Annotated in this window: 18 protein-coding genes; 7 read left to right on the top strand and 11 right to left on the bottom strand. The window is 50.7% G+C overall.

What is annotated here, in order from left to right; translation table 11 throughout:
• Nucleotides 1–25 precede the first annotated feature (25 nt).
• The 8 genes from rseP to rpsB all read right to left on the bottom strand — a co-directional run bounded on the left by rseP (nucleotide 26) and on the right by rpsB (nucleotide 8049).
• On the bottom strand, nucleotides 26–1378 hold the full coding sequence (gene rseP, locus A9587_RS12335) for a sigma E protease regulator RseP (RefSeq protein ID WP_105263337.1): 1353 nt from the start codon (nucleotides 1376–1378) through the stop codon (nucleotides 26–28).
• Between the two features lie 11 nt (nucleotides 1379–1389).
• A complete protein-coding gene (gene cdsA, locus A9587_RS12330; RefSeq protein ID WP_000922453.1) occupies nucleotides 1390–2247 on the bottom strand; it encodes a phosphatidate cytidylyltransferase in 858 nt (285 codons plus the stop codon).
• Nucleotides 2248–2259: 12 nt separating this feature from the next.
• Nucleotides 2260–3018, bottom strand: coding sequence for a (2E,6E)-farnesyl-diphosphate-specific ditrans,polycis-undecaprenyl-diphosphate synthase (gene ispU, locus A9587_RS12325; RefSeq protein ID WP_105263338.1), 759 nt, complete (start codon nucleotides 3016–3018; stop codon nucleotides 2260–2262).
• A 188-nt stretch (nucleotides 3019–3206) separates the two neighbouring features.
• A complete protein-coding gene (gene ispC / locus A9587_RS12320; RefSeq protein WP_000811946.1) occupies nucleotides 3207–4403 on the bottom strand; it encodes a 1-deoxy-D-xylulose-5-phosphate reductoisomerase in 1197 nt (398 codons plus the stop codon).
• Nucleotides 4404–4494: 91 nt separating this feature from the next.
• Nucleotides 4495–5052 (bottom strand): ribosome recycling factor, encoded by a 558-nt coding sequence (gene frr, locus A9587_RS12315; protein ID WP_000622419.1) that lies wholly within the window; start codon nucleotides 5050–5052, stop codon nucleotides 4495–4497.
• Nucleotides 5053–5343: 291 nt separating this feature from the next.
• Nucleotides 5344–6069: a UMP kinase gene (pyrH, locus tag A9587_RS12310; RefSeq protein ID WP_000224575.1), complete on the bottom strand. Its 726-nt coding sequence runs from the start codon at nucleotides 6067–6069 to the stop codon at nucleotides 5344–5346.
• 146 nt (nucleotides 6070–6215) lie between these two features.
• On the bottom strand, nucleotides 6216–7067 hold the full coding sequence (tsf, locus tag A9587_RS12305) for a translation elongation factor Ts (RefSeq protein ID WP_000818112.1): 852 nt from the start codon (nucleotides 7065–7067) through the stop codon (nucleotides 6216–6218).
• Nucleotides 7068–7323: 256 nt separating this feature from the next.
• The gene (gene rpsB, locus A9587_RS12295) at nucleotides 7324–8049 is read right to left on the bottom strand and encodes a 30S ribosomal protein S2 (RefSeq protein WP_000246882.1); all 726 of its coding nucleotides are present in this window, start codon (nucleotides 8047–8049) and stop codon (nucleotides 7324–7326) included.
• A gap of 367 nt (nucleotides 8050–8416) precedes the next feature.
• Here rpsB and map point away from each other — a divergent pair, with 367 nt between their 5' ends.
• The 5 genes from map to A9587_RS12265 all read left to right on the top strand — a co-directional run bounded on the left by map (nucleotide 8417) and on the right by A9587_RS12265 (nucleotide 14329).
• Nucleotides 8417–9211, top strand: coding sequence for a type I methionyl aminopeptidase (gene map / locus A9587_RS12285; protein WP_001018205.1), 795 nt, complete (start codon nucleotides 8417–8419; stop codon nucleotides 9209–9211).
• 179 nt (nucleotides 9212–9390) lie between these two features.
• A complete protein-coding gene (gene glnD / locus A9587_RS12280) occupies nucleotides 9391–12063 on the top strand; it encodes a bifunctional uridylyltransferase/uridylyl-removing protein GlnD (protein ID WP_001094595.1) in 2673 nt (890 codons plus the stop codon).
• A 30-nt stretch (nucleotides 12064–12093) separates the two neighbouring features.
• A complete protein-coding gene (gene dapD / locus A9587_RS12275) occupies nucleotides 12094–12918 on the top strand; it encodes a 2,3,4,5-tetrahydropyridine-2,6-dicarboxylate N-succinyltransferase (protein ID WP_001186657.1) in 825 nt (274 codons plus the stop codon).
• A 53-nt stretch (nucleotides 12919–12971) separates the two neighbouring features.
• Nucleotides 12972–13784, top strand: coding sequence for a phosphodiesterase YaeI (gene yaeI, locus A9587_RS12270; protein ID WP_024191943.1), 813 nt, complete (start codon nucleotides 12972–12974; stop codon nucleotides 13782–13784).
• A 158-nt stretch (nucleotides 13785–13942) separates the two neighbouring features.
• Nucleotides 13943–14329: a DUF3461 family protein gene (locus A9587_RS12265; RefSeq protein WP_000272188.1), complete on the top strand. Its 387-nt coding sequence runs from the start codon at nucleotides 13943–13945 to the stop codon at nucleotides 14327–14329.
• A gap of 63 nt (nucleotides 14330–14392) precedes the next feature.
• Here the strand turns inward: A9587_RS12265 and cdaR are convergent, their stop codons facing one another.
• The 3 genes from cdaR to dgt all read right to left on the bottom strand — a co-directional run bounded on the left by cdaR (nucleotide 14393) and on the right by dgt (nucleotide 18776).
• A complete protein-coding gene (cdaR, locus tag A9587_RS12260) occupies nucleotides 14393–15550 on the bottom strand; it encodes a DNA-binding transcriptional regulator CdaR (RefSeq protein ID WP_000929415.1) in 1158 nt (385 codons plus the stop codon).
• A 154-nt stretch (nucleotides 15551–15704) separates the two neighbouring features.
• Nucleotides 15705–17129, bottom strand: coding sequence for a serine endoprotease DegP (gene degP, locus A9587_RS12255; protein ID WP_001517772.1), 1425 nt, complete (start codon nucleotides 17127–17129; stop codon nucleotides 15705–15707).
• A gap of 129 nt (nucleotides 17130–17258) precedes the next feature.
• The gene (gene dgt / locus A9587_RS12245) at nucleotides 17259–18776 is read right to left on the bottom strand and encodes a dGTPase (protein ID WP_016262891.1); all 1518 of its coding nucleotides are present in this window, start codon (nucleotides 18774–18776) and stop codon (nucleotides 17259–17261) included.
• Between the two features lie 83 nt (nucleotides 18777–18859).
• Between dgt and mtnN the strand changes: the two genes are divergently transcribed.
• Both mtnN and btuF read left to right on the top strand, forming a co-directional pair.
• Nucleotides 18860–19558, top strand: coding sequence for a 5'-methylthioadenosine/S-adenosylhomocysteine nucleosidase (gene mtnN / locus A9587_RS12240; protein ID WP_000689856.1), 699 nt, complete (start codon nucleotides 18860–18862; stop codon nucleotides 19556–19558).
• Nucleotides 19551–20351: a vitamin B12 ABC transporter substrate-binding protein BtuF gene (btuF, locus tag A9587_RS12235; protein WP_001129924.1), complete on the top strand. Its 801-nt coding sequence runs from the start codon at nucleotides 19551–19553 to the stop codon at nucleotides 20349–20351. The genes mtnN and btuF overlap by 8 nt, the downstream gene beginning before the upstream one ends.

Here is a 20351-nt window from a genome sequence, read left to right as displayed (position 1 = left end):
ATTATGCGTTCTTCCTAACTAACTCTCATAACCGAGAGAAATCATTGAAAAGTGCAAGCCCCATTAACAACACCAGCAGAATCGAGCCAATGCGATAACAAAAGTCTTGAACCCGCTCGGATACCGGTCCGCCCTTGATCTTTTCGATCGCAAGGAACAGCAGATGCCCCCCGTCAAGTACGGGCAACGGAAACAGGTTAATTATCCCTAAGTTCACGCTAATAAGCGCAAGAAACGGCAGATAATAAACAACCCCGAGTTCCGCTGTCATCCCAGCCCCCTTGGCGATAGAGATCGGCCCACTGAGGTTGTTCAGTTTCACATCACCGGTGATCAATTTTCCCAGCATACTGACCGTCAGCTTCATCAACTGCCACGTTTTGTCCGTGGCTTCGACGATGGCGTTGAACGGCCCATACTGGCGTACAACTTTATACTCATCTGGCAAAGGAATGACTTTCGGCTCAATACCGACAAAGCCAATCGCCTTGCCATTACCCGGTTTGCTCTCCGGGACTAATGTTAAAGACAAGGGACTCCCCTGCCTTTCAATTTCCAACGCTAAGGCTTTACCCGGGTTATCCCGGACAAGCATCACAAACGCCACCCATTGCGTTAATGGCTGACCATCGACTTTAACGATCCTGTCGCCTGCTTGCAAACCCGCCTTGCTTGCCGCTGAGTTTGGCTGCACATTTTCCAGTACAGGTTCAATTTGCGGCCCACGGGGACGAATCCCCAAAGAAGATACAGGATCTTCTTTATCAGGCTCAAACGCCCAGTGACGTAAATCGAGCCTTACATCGCGTCGCTGGTCGCTGCCGAATGGTGCTACGGTAACGGTGGTACTTTCATCGCCAATTTTATCGACCAACTGCAAACGCACAGCATCCCAATCAGGCGTTTCGATACCATCAACGGCTTTTAGTTCCGTACCTGGTGCAATTTGTGCTTGCGCAGCTATCGAGTTGGGCAATATTTCGCCAATCACCGGACGAACACCAGGCACGCCAATGATAAAAACCAGCCAGTAGGCAAAGATAGCAAAAATGAAGTTTGCAACCGGACCTGCGGCTATAATCGCCGCACGTTGGCCGACAGATTTATTATTGAAGGCCTGGTGGCGGAGTTCCGGAACAACCGGTTCTGCGCGCTCATCCAGCATTTTGACATAACCGCCCAACGGGATCAGGGCGATGACATATTCAGTGCCTGACTTATCAGTCCGGCGCCAGAGCGCCTTACCAAAGCCTATCGAGAATCGCTCAACGCGGACACCACAACGCCGGGCAACCCAGAAATGACCAAATTCATGCACGGTGATAAGCACACCCAGTGCAACGATGAACGAAGCCAAATCCCAGAGAAAACTCAGCATAATACCTTCCGTCAAAGCGTCCTGAATACCAGCAACAACAGACAAGCAAAGACCGGCACCGCAGCCGTCAGGCTATCAATACGATCCAAAATACCGCCGTGTCCTGGAATTAAATGACCGCTGTCCTTAATTCCTGCTTCACGCTTAAACATGCTCTCGGTCAAGTCGCCTAACACTGAGGCTAACGCCGCGACAATAGAGCAAATGAGTAAGGTGATAGGTGCAACGTTCAAATTCGCCCACATGCCGTAACCCCATGAGATTACCGCTGCGGTCGCGAGTCCGCCAATAAAGCCCTGCCAGGTCTTGCCTGGAGAAACCTTCGGTGCCAACTTATGTTTGCCAAACAATTTGCCAAACATATATGCGCCAGAGTCGGCTCCCCAGACCAGGATCATGACATAGAGCAGCCATATCGCGCCACTGTAATGATTCTCGTCATAGTGCCATGTCCGTAACGCCAGCATGCCCCAAAAGAAGGGAACAATGGTTAATACACCAAAGATAATGCGCAATGTTTTGGAGTTTCGCCAGATTGCCGCAGAACCGGGGTAGAATAACACCAATAACAACGCAGCAACCCACCAGCCAAGCGAAGCCCAAAGCGAGACTTCAACCAGCGGTTGATGGATATTTCGGTGATATTCTGGCAACAGAAAAAGCATCAGCGCCAGCAATAACCCGCACAGCACCGCCAGCCATACCCGCTGCGAGCGAGTGGTAAAACCGCTAAGCTGTCCCCATTCCCACGCTGCCAGCATACAGACCACCAGCGTAACAATAGCGAACCCCACCGGCGGCAACAGAAACAGTGCCGCGATGACTACGGGTATTAAAACAAAAGCAGATATCAGGCGATACTTCAGCAAAAGCGACCCCCATCAGGCTGTTTCATCACCAGGCTCGGTGCCGCCGAAACGACGCTCTCGATTAGCAAAGGCATTTAACGCCCCTTCAAAGTCTTGTTCATCGAAATCGGGCCAGAGAACATCTGTAAAGTAAAGTTCGGCATAGGCAATTTGCCAAAGCAAAAAGTTACTAATGCGATGCTCTCCCCCAGTCCTAATTACTAAATCTACAGGGGCCAGTTCATGCATACAGACATGCTGGTTTAGCATCTCTTCATCTATCTGATCCGATTGCAGATTTCCTTGCTGCACCTTTTCAGCCAGTTGCCTGACGCCCTGGACTATATCCCAACGTCCACCGTAGTTCGCCGCAATATTCAACGTCAGACCGGTATTCCCGGCAGTTAACGCTTCAGATTTACGAATACGTTCTTGCAAACGCGAGTTAAAGCGACTGGTATCGCCAATAATACGCAGACGCACGTTATGCCGATGCAGGCTTTTTACTTCGCTATCAAGCGCCCACACAAACAGTTCCATTAACGCACTGACTTCCTGCGCTGGTCGGTTCCAGTTTTCACTACTAAAGGCATACAGCGTTAACGCCTCAATACCGTTGTTAGCCGCAAAAGAGACCGCCCGACGGACCGATTTAGCCCCGGCTTTATGCCCGAAGGCACGAATTTTCCCTTGCTTTTTTGCCCAGCGCCCGTTGCCATCCATAATGATCGCGACATGGCGACAGCCATGAACTGGCAATTTTTCGCTAAGTGGTTGAGTAGCAGACAACATCACGCGTTTCTTATTCCCTGAAAGGGTTTACGGTACTCAGGAATACTGAAGCCTATACAAAAAAAAGCCGTGTCAAACCACGGCATACCTGACCTTAGAAAGCCAACTACTTACGATCAGATGGCGCAGACTATATCACTGAAGCCCTACGCTAACAAATAGCACGACTCTCTGTAGCCGGATTATCCTCAGCTTGCGAGACGCATCACCTCTTTTCTGGCGACCTCGCGCGCATTGACATCAACAGACAACACATCGTCCACGCATTGTGGTTCGCGCATATCCATTTTTTCCAGCACGGATAAATTCAACGCGGCGATATCCGTAAAACGAATCCGTTGCGCAAGGAAGGCTGCAACACTAATTTCGTTTGCGGCGTTCAATGCCGTCGTCGCAGCCTGGCCTTGTTCAAACGCATCCATCGCCAGTTTCAGACATGGATAACGTTCATAATCCGGTGCGGAAAATGTCAACGCACTCAGTTTGCAAAAATCGAGCGGCTTCACGCCAGAGTTCACGCGATTCGGCCATGCCATGGTGTGGGCAATTGGCGTTCGCATGTCGGGTTCACCCAACTGCGCCAGAACACTGCCGTCCTGATAACGCACCATTGAGTGAATAACTGACTGCGGATGAATCAGCACTTCCATCTGGCTGGCGCTGGCGTTAAACAACCAGCGCGCTTCAATGTATTCCAGACCTTTGTTCATCATGGTGGCCGAATCGACGGAAATTTTACGTCCCATCGACCAGTTCGGATGACGACAAGCTTGATCTGGCGTCATTGTTGCCAAATCACGCAATGGCGTCTCACGGAAAGGGCCACCAGACCCGGTAAGTAAAATGGACACCACGCCATTTTGCTCAAGGTCAGCGTATCCCAGATTGTGCTGAATAGGTTGCGGTAAACTCTGAAAAATGGCGTTGTGTTCGCTATCGACGGGTAATAACTGCGCTTTGCTCTGCTTTACGGCGTCCATGAACAGACGTCCACAGGTGACCAGTGATTCTTTGTTTGCCAGCAGTATGGTTTTACCCGCGCGGATCGCGGCAAGCGTAGGTAGCAGGCCTGCGGCACCGACAATCGCAGCCATCACCTGATCAACATCGTCAAGCGCCGCCATATCGCAAGCAGCCTGCTGGCCACTTAAGACTTCGGTGCGGCTACCTTGTTGTTGTAGCGTCGTTTTAAGAAGTTTCGCACTCGCTTCATCGTCCATAACAGCATAGCGGGGAGAGAATTCCAGGCACTGTTCTACCATGCGAGTGACATTTTTTCCTGCCACCAGCGCAACTACGCGGAAGTGTTCGGGATTATGGCGCACCACGTCCAGCGTGCTGCAACCAATCGAGCCGGTCGAGCCCAGAATGGTGAGTTGCTTCATGAAACATCCAGAGTTGAGACAGAATAAAAAGCAAAACGCCGCCAGCCGATCCGCAAGGATCTACTGAGCGGCGTTTTTGTCGTTCAAGAAATCAGAACTGCATCAGTTCTGCTTCTTTGTCTGCCAGCGCCGCTTCAATTTTCTTGATTGCAGCGTCAGTCAGTTTCTGTACATCGTCTTGAGAACGGCGATCATCATCTTCGCTGATCTCTTTTTCTTTCAACAGTGCTTTCACTTTGTCGTTCGCGTCACGGCGCACGTTACGCACCGCAACACGTGCTTGTTCTGCTTCACCACGAACGATTTTGGTCAGATCTTTACGACGTTCTTCCGTCAGCGGAGGCAGTGGAACACGAATGTCGCTACCCGCAGAGTTCGGGTTCAGGCCGAGGTCGGACGCCATAATCGCTTTTTCAACGGCCGGAGACATTGAACGGTCAAACACGTTGATTTTCAGTGTACGGGAATCTTCTACCGTTACGCTTGCCAGTTGACGCAGCGGCGTCGGCGTGCCGTAATATTCCACGACAATGCCATCCAGCAGGCTGGGAGAAGCACGACCCGTGCGTATTTTGCTGATTTGGGTTTTGAACGCTTCTACGCATTTGTCCATGCGTACTTCAGCATCTTTTCTGATATCGCTAATCACGTTACGAATCCTTGAAAACTTGTCTCAGTCAGACCAGACAGTCACACACAGTGGAAGTGTGCTAAGTATAGCCCTGATTAAACATATTACGGGTAATCGTCTGGATTATTAGACTATTTTATTTGCCATTTTGACCCTGGGCAGTGCTCGCAATCCTCACGTACTTTTGTACGCTCCGGTTGTTGCGCGCTGGCCGTGACCAAACTGCCTGAAACAATAACGCCTTATAATCAGACTTACGCCCCCGCGATACTTATGCGGAATCTTACCCTTATTTATCCATTACGGGAATTATTCCGTAATCAAAGTCCCTTCTTTTTCACCCATTACCACACGGCGCAGCGCACCCGGTTTGTTCATGTTGAAAACACGAATCGGTAATTTGTGGTCACGAGCCAGCGTAAAGGCAGCCAGGTCCATCACTTTCAGTTCTTTCTCCAGCACTTCACTGTAGGTCAACTGCTCGTACATAGTTGCAGTTGGATCTTGCGCCGGGTCAGCGGTAAACACACCGTCAACTTTGGTTGCTTTCAGCACCACATCGGCTTCAATTTCGATACCACGCAGGCAAGCTGCAGAGTCAGTGGTGAAGAATGGGTTACCAGTACCGGCAGAGAGGATCACCACACGGTTATTACGCAACAGGCTGATAGCTTCGGCCCAACTGTAGCTGTCACACACGCCATTCAATGGAATAGCGGACATCAGACGAGCGTTCACATAGGCGCGGTGCAGTGCATCACGCATTGCCAGGCCGTTCATCACGGTCGCCAGCATGCCCATGTGGTCGCCCACAACGCGGTTCATACCCGCTTTCGCCAGACCAGCACCACGGAACAGGTTACCCCCACCAATCACCACACCAACCTGAATACCCAGTTCAACCAGTTCTTTGATTTCCTGAGCCATGCGATCCAGTATGCTTGCATCAATACCGAAGCCTTCAGTGCCCTGCAGAGCTTCGCCACTTAACTTAAGCAGAATGCGTTTATAGACGGGTTTTGCATTGGTAGCCATGTTTCTTTCCTGAGACTGTCAACGATTGAAATGAATTAATACTGGCGACATTGTACGTCGCTTTTCAGCGCAGCCCCATAAGGGTTAGCTGAATTTACAAGATGGGCGCAAAAAGAAGCCGCCCTCAGGCGGCTCCTTTTCGATAATTAAGACTGCTTGGACATCGCAGCAACTTCTGCTGCAAAGTCAGTCTCAACTTTCTCGATGCCTTCACCCACTTCGAAGCGGATGAAGCCAGTCACTTCAGCGTTATGCTCTTTCAGCAGTTGACCAACAGTTTTTGCCGGTTCCATAACGAACGGCTGACCGGTCAGAGAAACTTCGCCGGTGAATTTCTTCATGCGGCCTTCAACCATTTTCTCTGCGATTTCTTTCGGCTTACCAGACTGCATCGCGATGTCCAACTGTACCTGGTATTCTTTCTCTACCACTTCAGCGGATACGTCTTCCGGTTTGATGAATTCTGGTTTGCTTGCAGCAACATGCATAGCGATGTGTTTAACCAGCTCTTCGTCAGCGCCTTTAGCAGCAACCAGAACGCCGATACGCGCGCCGTGCTGATAAGAACCCAGAACGTCGCCTTCCAGCGCAGCAACACGGCGAATGTTGATGTTTTCACCGATTTTCGCTACCAGCGCAACACGTTCTTCTTCGAACTGTGCTTTCAGAACTTCAACGTCAGTGATTTTGCCAGCAACCGCTGCGTCCAGAACTTTGTCTGCGAACGCCTGGAAACCAGCATCTTTTGCCACGAAGTCAGTCTGGCAGTTAACTTCCAGAATGATGCCGTAGTTGCCGTCGATTTTGGTTTTGATCACGCCGTCAGCAGCAACGTTGCCTGCTTTTTTCGCTGCTTTGATCGCACCAGACTTACGCATGTTTTCGATTGCCAGCTCGATGTCGCCGTTAGCTTCAGTCAGTGCTTTTTTGCAATCCATCATGCCTGCGCCAGTACGCTCACGCAGCTCTTTTACCAGGGATGCGGTAATTTCAGCCATTCTAAAATCCTCGGAGATGTGATCTGCCCGGAATTAAACCGCACAGATATAAAAGTGAAAAAGGGGGCCATATGCAGGCCCCCTAACCAAACGTGTACTACCTGGTCTATAAGGGCTCTCCCCTTCATATTTCAAGCTGCAGGCGCGTTGTCTTCGCTCGCTCACTCAGGTCACTTACTTAAGTAAGCTCTCTGGGATTCTCGAGCTTGCCGCCTTCCTGCAACTCGAACTATTTCGGGGGAGTTATCAAGCCTTATTACTCAGCTTCTACGAAGCTTTCTTCCGCCTGGGAAGCCAGATCCTGAGAACGGCCTTCACGAACGGTTGCAGCAACAGCGCCCAGGTACAGGGTTACAGCACGGATTGCGTCGTCGTTACCCGGGATAACGAAGTCAACACCGTCCGGATCAGAGTTGGTATCAACGATAGCAAATACCGGAATACCCAGGTTGTTTGCTTCTTTGATAGCAATGTGTTCGTGGTCAGCATCGATTACAAACAGAGCGTCCGGCAGACCGCCCATGTCTTTGATACCGCCCAGGCTGTTTTCCAGTTTCTCCAGCTCACGAGTGCGCATCAGCGCTTCTTTCTTGGTCAGCTTGTCGAAAGTACCGTCCTGAGACTGAGTTTCCAGATCTTTCAGACGTTTGATGGACTGACGAACGGTTTTCCAGTTAGTCAGCATACCGCCCAGCCAGCGATGGTTCACGAAGAACTGGTCGCAGCTCAGAGCAGCGTCTTTCACCGCTTCGCTTGCAGCGCGTTTAGTACCAACGAAAAGGATTTTACCTTTGCGAGAAGCAATCTTGTTCAGTTCAGCCAGAGCTTCGTTGAACATCGGTACAGTTTTCTCAAGGTTGATGATATGAACTTTGTTACGCGCACCGAAAATGAACGGCTTCATTTTCGGGTTCCAGTAACGGGTCTGGTGACCGAAGTGAACACCAGCCTTGAGCATGTCGCGCATGGAAACAGTTGCCATGATTAAAACCTCTATATAAAAGTTGGGGTTATGCCTCCACGTATCCCATATTACCGACCCCAAAGGGCACCCCGGAATATGTGCCGATACGTGTGTGTTGTTACACAAAGTGAGATTGTCGCTTCCGTCCAGTCTGTGTATACGAAATGGATCGGAAGTCCGGCGCGCTTTATACCACAAATACGCCGTGGACTCCAATAATTGTTGGTGCGGTGTACAACATCACACGATGAATTTTCTATTACAGGAAACCCTCGGTGGCACGTTTCGCGAAGTTCAGAATGATTCTCAATTTGGCAGGGTGTGATACCATTGACAGCACTTAAATATATATTGTCGGTATCACCGACGCTGATGGACAGAATTAATGGCTATCTCAATCAAGACCCCTGAAGATATCGAAAAAATGCGCGTCGCTGGCCGCCTGGCTGCCGAAGTGCTGGAAATGATCGAACCGTATGTTAAACCGGGCGTCAGCACCGGCGAACTGGATCGCATCTGTAATGATTATATTGTTAATCAGCAACACGCAGTTTCTGCCTGCCTCGGCTATCACGGTTATCCGAAATCCGTTTGCATTTCTATTAATGAAGTGGTGTGCCACGGTATCCCGGACGACGCCAAACTGCTGAAAGACGGCGACATCGTTAACATTGACGTCACCGTAATCAAAGATGGTTTCCACGGCGACACCTCAAAAATGTTTATCGTCGGTAAACCGACCATCATGGGCGAACGCCTGTGTCGCATTACGCAAGAGAGCCTGTATCTGGCGCTGCGTATGGTAAAACCGGGCATTAATCTGCGTGAAATCGGCGCGGCAATTCAGAAATTTGTCGAAGCAGAAGGCTTCTCCGTCGTTCGTGAATATTGCGGGCACGGCATTGGTCGCGGCTTCCATGAAGAGCCGCAAGTGCTGCACTATGACTCCCCAGAAACCAACGTCGTGCTGAAACCGGGGATGACCTTCACCATCGAGCCAATGGTCAACGCGGGTAAAAAAGAGATCCGCACCATGAAAGATGGCTGGACGGTAAAAACCAAAGATCGCAGCTTGTCTGCACAATACGAGCATACTATTGTAGTGACCGATAACGGCTGCGAAATTCTGACGCTACGCAAGGATGACACCATCCCGGCGATAATCTCGCACGACGAATAAGAGGAAGACAAACGCAAAATTGCCTGATGCGTCCTACCTTCTCCATTTGCAAGAAGTTGTAGGCCGGATAAGGCGTTCACGCCGCATCCGGCATGAACAAAGCGTACTTTGTCAACAGTCTGAAGCCGGCGAATGCCGGCTTTTTTAATGCGATAATTTAATCTTATGGGTGGCGCACAATGAATACCCTTCCAGAACAGTACGCAAACACCGCTCTCCCCACCCTTCCCGGTCAACCGCAAAACCCTGGCGTCTGGCCCCGTGATGAATTAACCGTCTGTGGAATAAAAGCCCATATCGACACTTTCCAGCGTTGGCTGGGCGATGCCTTTGACAGCGGGATTTCTGCGGAACAATTGATTGAGGCGCGCACTGAGTTTATCGACCAGCTCCTGCAACGTTTATGGATAGAAGCGGGTTTCAGCCAGATTGCCGATCTGGCGCTGGTTGCCGTCGGTGGCTATGGTCGCGGCGAGTTACATCCGCTTTCAGATATCGATTTACTGATCTTAAGTCGTAAAAAACTCCCGGACGATCAGGCGCAAAAAGTGGGCGAACTGTTAACGCTGCTCTGGGATGTGAAGCTGGAAGTCGGTCATAGCGTGCGCACCCTTGAAGAGTGTATGTTGGAAGGGTTATCGGATTTAACCGTCGCCACCAATTTAATTGAATCACGTCTGTTGATTGGCGATGTGGCGCTATTTCTCGAACTGCAAAAGCATATTTTCAGCGAAGGATTCTGGCCTTCTGACAAGTTCTACGCGGCGAAAGTTGAGGAGCAAAACCAGCGCCACCAGCGTTATCACGGCACCAGTTACAACCTCGAACCAGATATCAAAAGCAGCCCCGGCGGCTTGCGTGATATCCACACCCTGCAATGGGTCGCCCGCCGACATTTCGGTGCTACATCGCTGGATGAAATGGTGGGGTTTGGCTTCTTAACGTCTGCGGAGCGGGCGGAATTAAACGAGTGTCTGCATATATTGTGGCGCATTCGCTTTGCCCTGCATCTGGTCGTTAGCCGTTACGATAACCGACTGCTGTTTGATCGCCAGTTAAGCGTCGCCCAGCGTCTGAATTACAGTGGCGAAGGTAACGAACCGGTCGAACGAATGATGAAGGATTATTTCCGCGTCACGCGTCGCGTCAGCGAACTCAACCAGATGCTGCTGCAACTGTTCGATGAAGCCATCCTCGCCCTCCCCGCAGATGAAAAACCACGTCCGATTGACGATGAATTTCAGCTACGTGGTACGCTGATCGACCTACGCGATGAAACGCTGTTTATGCGCCAGCCGGAAGCCATCTTGCGCATGTTTTACACCATGGTGCGCAATAGCGCGATCACTGGTATTTACTCCACCACGCTGCGTCAGTTGCGCCATGCCCGTCGCCATCTGCAACAACCGCTGTGTAATATTCCGGAAGCGCGAAAACTGTTTTTAAGCATTCTTCGACACCCTGGCGCAGTGCGTCGCGGACTTTTGCCAATGCATCGTCATAGCGTGCTCGGTGCCTATATGCCGCAGTGGTCGCATATCGTCGGGCAGATGCAGTTTGACTTGTTCCACGCTTACACAGTAGATGAACACACCATTCGCGTGATGCTGAAACTGGAAAGTTTTGCCAGTGAAGAGACGCGCCCTCGCCACCCGTTGTGTGTGGATGTCTGGCCACGCCTGCCATCGCCGGAGCTGATTTTCATCGCCGCATTGTTTCATGATATCGCCAAAGGACGCGGCGGCGATCACTCCATACTCGGCGCACAAGACGTGGTGAATTTTGCTGAACTCCACGGGCTGAACTCGCGCGAAACGCAACTGGTGGCCTGGCTGGTTCGCCAGCACTTGCTAATGTCGGTAACCGCTCAGCGCCGTGATATTCAGGACCCGGAAGTCATCAAACAGTTTGCCGAAGAAGTACAAACGGAAAATCGTCTGCGCTATCTGGTATGCCTGACGGTGGCTGATATTTGTGCCACTAACGAAACGCTGTGGAATAGCTGGAAGCAAAGTCTGTTGCGTGAGCTCTATTTTGCTACCGAAAAGCAGCTACGACGCGGAATGCAAAATACGCCGGATATGCGCGAACGGGTTCGCCATCACCAGCTTCAGGCGCTGGCTCTGTTGCGCATGGATAACATCGACGAAGAGGCGCTGCACCAAATTTGGTCGCGCTGTCGCGCTAACTATTTTGTCCGCCATAGCCCAAATCAACTGGCCTGGCACGCGCGCCATTTATTACAGCACGATTTAAGTAAGCCGCTGGTATTACTTAGCCCGCAAGCCACGCGCGGTGGCACCGAGATTTTTATCTGGAGCCCGGACCGCCCATACCTGTTTGCCGCCGTTTGTGCCGAGTTAGACCGTCGCAATTTAAGCGTTCATGACGCGCAAATTTTCACCACCCGCGACGGTATGGCGATGGATACCTTCATCGTGCTGGAGCCAGATGGCAGCCCTCTGTCCACTGATCGCCATGAAGTTATTCGTTTTGGTCTGGAGCAGATACTGACACAAAGTAGCTGGCAGCCACCTCAGCCGCGTCGTCAACCCGCCAAACTGCGTCATTTTACCGTTGAAACCGAAGTGACGTTTTTGCCAACCCATACCGACCGAAAATCATTCCTCGAGCTGATTGCTCTAGACCAGCCTGGACTGCTGGCACGGGTAGGGAAAATTTTTGCCGATCTGGGAATTTCGCTTCATGGTGCCAGAATTACAACCATTGGTGAGCGAGTAGAAGATTTATTCATAATCGCCACCGCTGACCGACGTGCACTTAATAACGAGTTGCAGCAGGAAGTACATCAGCGGTTGACAGAGGCCCTCAATCCAAACGATAAAGGGTGATGTGTTTACTGATATGAAAAGAGTTTAACAATGCAGCAGTTACAGAACATTATTGAGACCGCTTTTGAACGCCGTGCCGAGATCACGCCAGCCAATGCAGACACCGTTACCCGCGAAGCGGTAAATCAGGTGATCGCCCTGCTGGATTCCGGCGCACTGCGTGTTGCGGAAAAAATTGACGGTCAGTGGGTGACGCATCAGTGGTTAAAAAAAGCGGTGCTGCTCTCTTTCCGTATTAATGATAATCAGGTGGTAGAAGGAGCAGAAAGCCGCTACTTCGATAAAGTGCCGATGAAATTCGCCAACTACGACGAAGCACGTTTCCAGAAAGAAGGCTTCCGCGTGGTGCCACCCGCGGCAGTGCGTCAGGGTGCGTTTATCGCCCGTAACACTGTGCTGATGCCGTCTTATGTCAACATCGGTGCATACGTTGATGAAGGTACGATGGTTGATACCTGGGCCACAGTCGGTTCCTGTGCGCAGATTGGTAAAAACGTGCACCTGTCTGGCGGTGTAGGTATCGGTGGTGTGCTGGAGCCGCTGCAGGCTAACCCGACCATCATTGAAGATAACTGCTTCATCGGCGCGCGTTCTGAAGTCGTTGAAGGCGTAATTGTCGAAGAAGGTTCCGTTATTTCCATGGGCGTATACATCGGTCAGAGCACCCGTATTTACGACCGTGAAACGGGTGAAATCCACTATGGTCGCGTTCCGGCAGGTTCTGTAGTTGTTTCTGGCAACCTGCCGTCGAAAGATGGTAAATACAGCCTTTACTGTGCTGTTATTGTTAAGAAAGTTGACGCGAAAACCCGCGGTAAAGTCGGCATCAACGAACTGCTGCGTACCATCGATTAAGAGTATGTACACGGGCAGCATGATGCTGCCCGTTTTCTTTGCAGGGAAAGATGATGATTTCACGCCGACGTTTTTTACAGGCTGCCACCGCAACGTTAGCCGCAGGCTCAGGTTTCGGCTATATACATTACCTGGAACCCGGCTGGCTTGAATTAACCCATCAGCACATCGCCTTTTTTAAAGATAAAGCCGCACCGTTCAAAATTCTTTTTCTTGCCGATCTCCATTACTCCCGCTTTGTTCCACTCACCCTGATATCAGAAGCCATTGCCCTTGGAGTGGCGCAAAATCCCGATTTGATATTGCTGGGCGGCGACTACGTACTATTTGATATGCCGCTGAATTTTTCGGCGTTTGGTGGCGTACTATCTCCCCTTGCCGAATGTGCGCCGACATTTGCCTGTTACGGCAACCACGATCGCCCCGTCGGTACGCAAAAGAATCGCTTAATTAGCGAAGCGCTGAAATCAGCGGGTATCAAGGTGTTGTTTAACGAGGCAACGGTTCTCTCCACACAGAATCGACAATTTGAACTGGTTGGCACTGGGGATTTATGGGCCGGGCAATGTAACCCTCCCGGCGTAAACGACGCTAATCTGCCACGGCTGGTGCTGGCACATAATCCCGACAGCAAAGAAATCATGCGTGATGCCCCCTGGGATCTGATGCTGTGCGGTCATACTCATGGCGGGCAGCTACGCGTGCCATTGGTTGGCGAATCTTTTGCACCAGTCGAAGATAAACGCTACGTCACCGGGTTAAATGCGTTTGGTGAACGAAAAATCTATACGACACGCGGCGTGGGAAGTTTGTATGGGCTGCGGCTTAACTGCCGTCCGGAAGTGACGATACTGGAACTGGTGTAGAACGTAAAATCTATCGCCAGAATAAAGCAGGTAATTTTTTAATTTTTACGCCATGATAGAAGTCTGGAAAAAGGCTTTCTGCGATCACAGTCGAGCCGGGCGGGCCAGGCCAAATGCTAAGATAAGCACAATTTACTGACTCATTTTGAGGTAACGCTATGTACGACAATCTGAAAAGTCTGGGTATTACCAATCCTGAAGAAATTGATCGTTACAGCCTCCGGCAGGAAGCCAACAACGATATTCTGAAAATCTATTTCCAGAAAGATAAAGGTGAGTTTTTTGCCAAGAGCGTGAAGTTTAAATATCCACGTCAGCGCAAAACGGTGGTTGCAGATGGTGTGGGTCAGGGCTATAAAGAAGTTCAGGAGATCAGCCCGAATCTGCGTTATATCATTGATGAGCTTGATCAAATCTGCCAACGCGATCGTAGCGAAGTGGATCTTAAACGTAAAATTCTCGATGACTTGCGTCACCTGGAGTCAGTGGTGACCAATAAGATCAGCGAAATTGAGGCGGATCTGGAAAAGCTGACACGCAAATAATAGTAACTGATGTCATTCTGCGAGCCGGGTAAAGTATCACCCGGCTTTAATTTTGTTATGAACCTACCGCTCTTCATCCAGTTGCAACGCCACATACAGCAACAGCCTGTCATCAAAATTACCCAAATCCAGCCCGGTCAATTCAGAGATACGGTTGAGACGATACTCCAGCGTATTACGATGGATAAACAACGCCTTTGACGTTGCCAGCGGCTGCACATTATGGCGAAACCACGCCGCCAGCGTACGCCGTAGCAAACCGTTATTATCCATCGCTTTGAGCCGTGCCAGAGGACGAGCCAGTTCGTTGGCTTGCCAGTCACCGCGCAAACTATCAAGTAAAACAGGCAACATCAGATCCTGATAAAAATAGCAGCGATTTTCTGGCATTCGCTGCTTACCGACGACCATCGTCGTTTTCGCCGTGCGATAAGAACGGGCAATACTGCCATGACCGGTAAAATAGTTACCCAGCGAAACGCGGAAACGTAACTGACCATACTCTTTCATGCGGGTAATGAGTTGTTCAACTCGCTTACGATGATCTTCCGCATCCCAGCGCCCAAACTGATTCAACGCCGGTTTTAGCACCACCATTTCAGTCAGCGAAACAATCGCAACCAGATTATTACGTTCCGGCATAGTCAGCGCGTTTTGCAGTTGCTGTAATTCCGCCATCGCGCTATCGACGCCAAGCTGACCGCTGTCGACCTCGACAATGGCTACTACGCGGGGTTGATTGAGATCGATGCCCAACCTCTGCGCCCATTCGGTTAATGCTGGCGTACTCTCCTCAGCCTGAATCAGATGCATCACCAGCTCTTCACGCAGTCGGCTATCCTGCGCCAGCAGGTGCATCAACCGTGACTGTTCCAGCATCATTTCTGCCGTCATACAGACCAGCTCGCCATATTTACGCAAATGCTCCGGTTCACCGGTCAGTCCGATCACGCCGACAATTTCGCCCTCAAGCCGTAACGGTAGATTGATCCCCTGTCGCACACCATGCAGATGGCGCGCCACGGCATCATCAATATCGACTACTCGCCCCTGCGAAAGTACCAGCAATGCACCTTCGTGCAATTCACCAATACGCTCACGATCGCCGCTGCCGATAATTCGCCCGCGAGCATCCATTACGTTGATATTGGTATCGATAATGCGCATAGTGCGCGCCACGATATCCTGCGCCATTTTGGTATCAAGATGCCAGCCAGCCATAAGCCCTCCGTTGAGCACGGTTTAGCATAAGGAAGTACGCAACGCACAGCATTGTGCAAATGCACAAAGGACAATGCAGAAATATGGAGTTGTGGAGGGAGTCACAAATTGAAAAGAGAACCCCTTCCCGTTTGCAGGAAGGGGTTGAGGGAGATTACTGCATTAACAGGTAGATGGTGCTGTCGCCGCGCTGAATGTTCAGTGCCAGAACAGACGGTTTGCTGTCGAGAACTTTACGCAGTTCAGCAATATTTTTCACTGCCTGCTGGTTCGCGCCAATAATCACATCACCTTTTTTCAGGCCGATCTGTGCAGCCGGAGTGCCCGTTTTCACGTTGTTCACTACCACGCCCTGATCTTTGCCTTTGTTGCTCATCTCTGCGCCTTCAATACCGTTGAAGATGGAGCTGGAATCAACCTGATTCTGGCTGCTCTGCTGCAGTTCCAGGTTCACGTTAACCTGCTTACCATCGCGCAGTAAGCCCAGGGTCAGTTTGCTACCCACCGGCATGGTGCCAACCTGGGCACGCAGCGCGGCAAAGCTGCTGATCGGTTTACCGTTCAGTGAGGTGATCACATCACCCGCTTTAATGCCAGCTTTCGCAGCGGAAGAGTTCGGCAGAACCTGACTTACGAAAGCACCGCGCTGGGCGTCAACTTTCATTGCTTTCGCCAGTTCAGAGTTCAGCTCGGTTCCCATAATGCCCAGCTCGCCGCGTTTCACCTGGCCGAATTCCACCATCTGCGAGGTCAGGTTTTTCACCATGTTACTCGGGATAGCAAAACCGATACCGATGTTACCGCCGTCCGGCGCGAGGATCGCGGTGTTAATGCCGATCAGTTCGCCGTTCAGGTTAACCAGCGCGCCACCGGAGTTACCGCGGTTGATTGCGGCATCGGTCTGGATGAAGTTTTCGTAGTTTTCGGCGTTCAGGCCGCTACGTCCCAGTGCAGAGACGATACCGGAAGTTACCGTCTCGCCCAGACCGAACGGGTTGCCGATTGCTACGGTGTAATCACCTACACGCAGCGCATCGGAATCCGCCATCTTAATTGCAGTCAGATTTTTCGGATTCTGGATCTGGATCAGCGCGATATCAGAGCGCGGATCTTTGCCAACCATCTTCGCGTCGAACTTACGGCCATCGCTCAGTTGAACTTTAATGACCGTCGCGTTATCAACAACGTGGTTGTTGGTAACAACATAGCCTTTATCGGCATCAATGATGACACCGGAACCCAGCGCCATGAATTTTTGTTGCTGACCGCCGCCGTTACCGCCCTGGCCACCCTGGCAGAACGGAGAACTCTGGAACGGAGAACCGTCCTGGCAGAACGGAGAATCATCACCGAAGAACTGCTGGAAATTACGCGGCATACGCGGCGTATTAACGGTTGTGCTACCTTCTACGTTAATGCTGACCACTGAAGGCATCACCTTTTCGAGCATCGGTGCAAGGCTTGGCATCTGCTGGGCTGTCGTTGCTGAAGAAGTCTCAGCCGCCGTTGCAGAGAGCGGAGATAACGCCAAACCTAAACTCAGAGCCAGTGCACTCAGTGCTAATGTGGTTTTTTTCATGTATTTCAGTCTCGATTAACAGATAACGCAAAATTGCTGTGTTCTTCAGATTCGTTTTATAGCGCGAAGTTCCGAACTAAAGTTTCTGCAAAAAGTAAAAATTTATTGTCCGTCTTTACAAAAGCCTGGTTATTGTTCTACAGCCATCAGACGCCGGTATTCATCCCACGCATAGAGGTCTGTCATACCGCTGATATAATCCTGTAGCAGGCGGCAGCGATAATAATATTCCCATAGAGGAAATTCAGGAGAATCTGACGATAATTTACTGACGGCCTCGACATAGGCCAGCCGATGGCGCGTGGAGAGCTTGTGGAATAAGCGCGATTCAATCGGGAAACGTTTCACCCGTTCTTTTTCTACCAGTTCAGTAAAGTCTGATAACGACAAACTTAATAAAGGACGATAAATCTCTAATAACCCACTAATCACCCGGTAGCCCTGTAATTCAAGCTGCTCGACATCTGGATGGCTAAATACATGTTTTACGGCGACATTTTTATATAACTTCAGAAGATCGCTACATTCACTGGCATCTTCCAACAGCGCATGATTAAACGTTCCGGCAAAAATCGTCGGTAAATTATCAATAAATCGTTGTGCCGCATAAGGCACCAGTTTATTGAGAGTATTAACCCGTAAATACATAAAAAACTGATCTTCCGTGCTGCGACTTAAGCTATTTGAGCGTGATTTTTCCCAGGCATTTTCTACTACCTGTGCAAACAGCGAACCTTTCTCATGCTGACCCCATGCCTCGTGGAGATGATGATAAAGCTGTTCAACGGTAAATATTCTTTTCTCAACCGCATCTTCAAGATCAGCCACACAATAAGAGATATCGTCGGCAGCTTCCATAATCCACGTTAATGGAAAACGACTGTAAAGAGCCAAATTAAGTTCTTTACGCAAACGGGAAATATAGACTTCTTCGGAAAGATAATAGCCCGGCTTTTTCATTAAATAGTTATGCGTCTCAGGCGTATCACCACGCCACCACGCCGGACGGGTATATTTTAAAATACCGCCAACCTGCGCCCAGGTGAGATTCATCCGCATCAATGTATGCACCAGGCGAATCCCCTGCGCATTGCCTTCAAAATGACATAAATCCTGACGAATTTTGCGCCGCAATTCATTGAGCGGTTCCTCTCCTTCCCTTAATCGCAACGTTGCCACACGACAGCGATCATCGGTCAGCGGCTGACTTTCGGCATCCCCCGGGTACAAACGCTGGCGAAACCAGTCATTAATCGCCGCTTCGCCAAAATGACCAAACGGCGGGTTACCGATATCGTGCATCAGGCATGACATCTCGACAATGCTTTCAAAGGGGCCGGTCAGCTCGTCCAGACCATACTCCTCCAACAATTTAAGCTCTTTCAGACGACTTAATATCTCTTTGGCGATATAGCGCCCTACCTGCTGCACTTCCATAGAGTGGGTAAGACGCGTGCGCACGGCGGCATTACGCTCAAGTGGGAAGACCTGGGTCTTTTGTTGCAGACGGCGAATTGCCGGGGAGTTGATAATACGTCCCCGATCGCTTTCAAAGATCCGCAGGATCTCATGCTCGGTTTTAATACCCTGCGGTGAACGATAACGACGATGCCAGTTTATTTTTTTTCGGAAATCAATCTGTGTCATGTCCTCTCCCGCGTGAGAAATACGCTTCCCCTTAAGCGCATGATAAACTATGCCCTCAAATCGGGCTTATCGCGAGTAAATCTATGAAAATCGGCATCATTGGTGCAATGGAAGAAGAAGTTACGCTGCTGCGTGACAAAATCGAAAACCGTCAAACTCTCCGCCTGGGTGGCTGTGAAATCTACACGGGTCAACTGAACGGAACCGAGGTTGCGCTTCTGAAATCGGGTATCGGTAAAGTCGCTGCGGCGCTGGGTGCGACTCTACTGCTGGAGCACTGCAAGCCAGATGTGATTATTAACACCGGTTCTGCGGGGGGGCTGGCATCAACGCTGAAAGTAGGCGATATCGTTGTCTCTGACGAAACACGTTATCACGACGCCGACGTGACGGCATTTGGCTACGAATACGGTCAGCTACCTGGCTGCCCGGCAGGCTTCAAAGCTGATGATAAATTGATCGCGGCTGCCGAGTCCTGCATTGCCGAACTGAATCTTAACGCCGTGCGCGGTCTGATTGTCAGTGGTGACGCTTTCATCAACGGCTCCGTTGCTCTGGCGAAAATCCGTCACAACTTCCCGCAAGCCATTGCGGTAGAGATGGAAGCGACGGCTATCGCTCATGTCTGCCACAATTTTAACGTACCGTTTGTGGTGGTACGCGCCATCTCTGACGTGGCCGATCAGCAGTCTCATCTCAGCTTCGACGAATTTCTGGCCGTTGCAGCCAAACAGTCCAGCCTGATGGTTGAGTCACTGGTGCAGAAACTGACTCATGGCTAAGTCACTGTTCAGGGCGCTGGTCGCCCTGTCTTTTCTCGCGCCGCTGTGGCTCAACGCCGCGCCGCGCGTTATCACTCTTTCTCCCGCCAACACTGAACTTGCCTTTGCCGCCGGGATCACCCCGGTAGGGGTCAGCAGTTATTCCGACTATCCACCAGAAGCCCGGAAGATTGAGCAGGTTTCCACCTGGCAGGGGATGAATCTGGAGCGCATCGTGGCGCTGAAGCCCGATTTGGTGATTGCCTGGCGCGGGGGCAATGCCGAGCGGCAGGTTGACCAACTGATTTCGCTGGGAATAAAAGTGATGTGGGTCGATGCGACAAGCATTGAACAAATTGCTGATGCGCTACGCCAACTGGCACCCTGGAGCCCGCAGCCAGACAAAGCCGGGCAAGCCGCGCAAACCTTACTGGAACAGTATGCGCAACTGAAAGCGCAATATGCTGATAAACCTAAAAAACGTGTTTTCTTACAATTCGGCATTAATCCGCCGTTCACCAGCGGAAAAGAGTCGATTCAGAACCAGGTGCTGGAAGTTTGCGGCGGAGAAAACATCTTTAAAGACAGCCGGGTTCCCTGGCCGCAGGTTAGCCGCGAACAGGTATTAGCACGCGCCCCACAGGCTATTGTCATCACGGGCGGAGCGGATAAAATTCCTAAAATAAAGCAATACTGGGGCGAACAGCTCAAAATTCCCGTTATTCCTCTCACGAGCGACTGGTTTGAACGCGCAAGCCCACGTATTATCCTCGCTGCACAACAACTCTGTAATGCGCTTTCACAGGTGGATTAG

Origin of the sequence: Escherichia sp. MOD1-EC6162, from assembly GCF_002965125.1 — a bacterium.
In the GTDB taxonomy this organism is placed as follows: Bacteria; Pseudomonadota; Gammaproteobacteria; order Enterobacterales; family Enterobacteriaceae; genus Escherichia; species Escherichia marmotae.
Note: the sequence above shows the minus strand (reverse complement) of the source record. Positions and strands in the feature narration are given on the sequence as shown.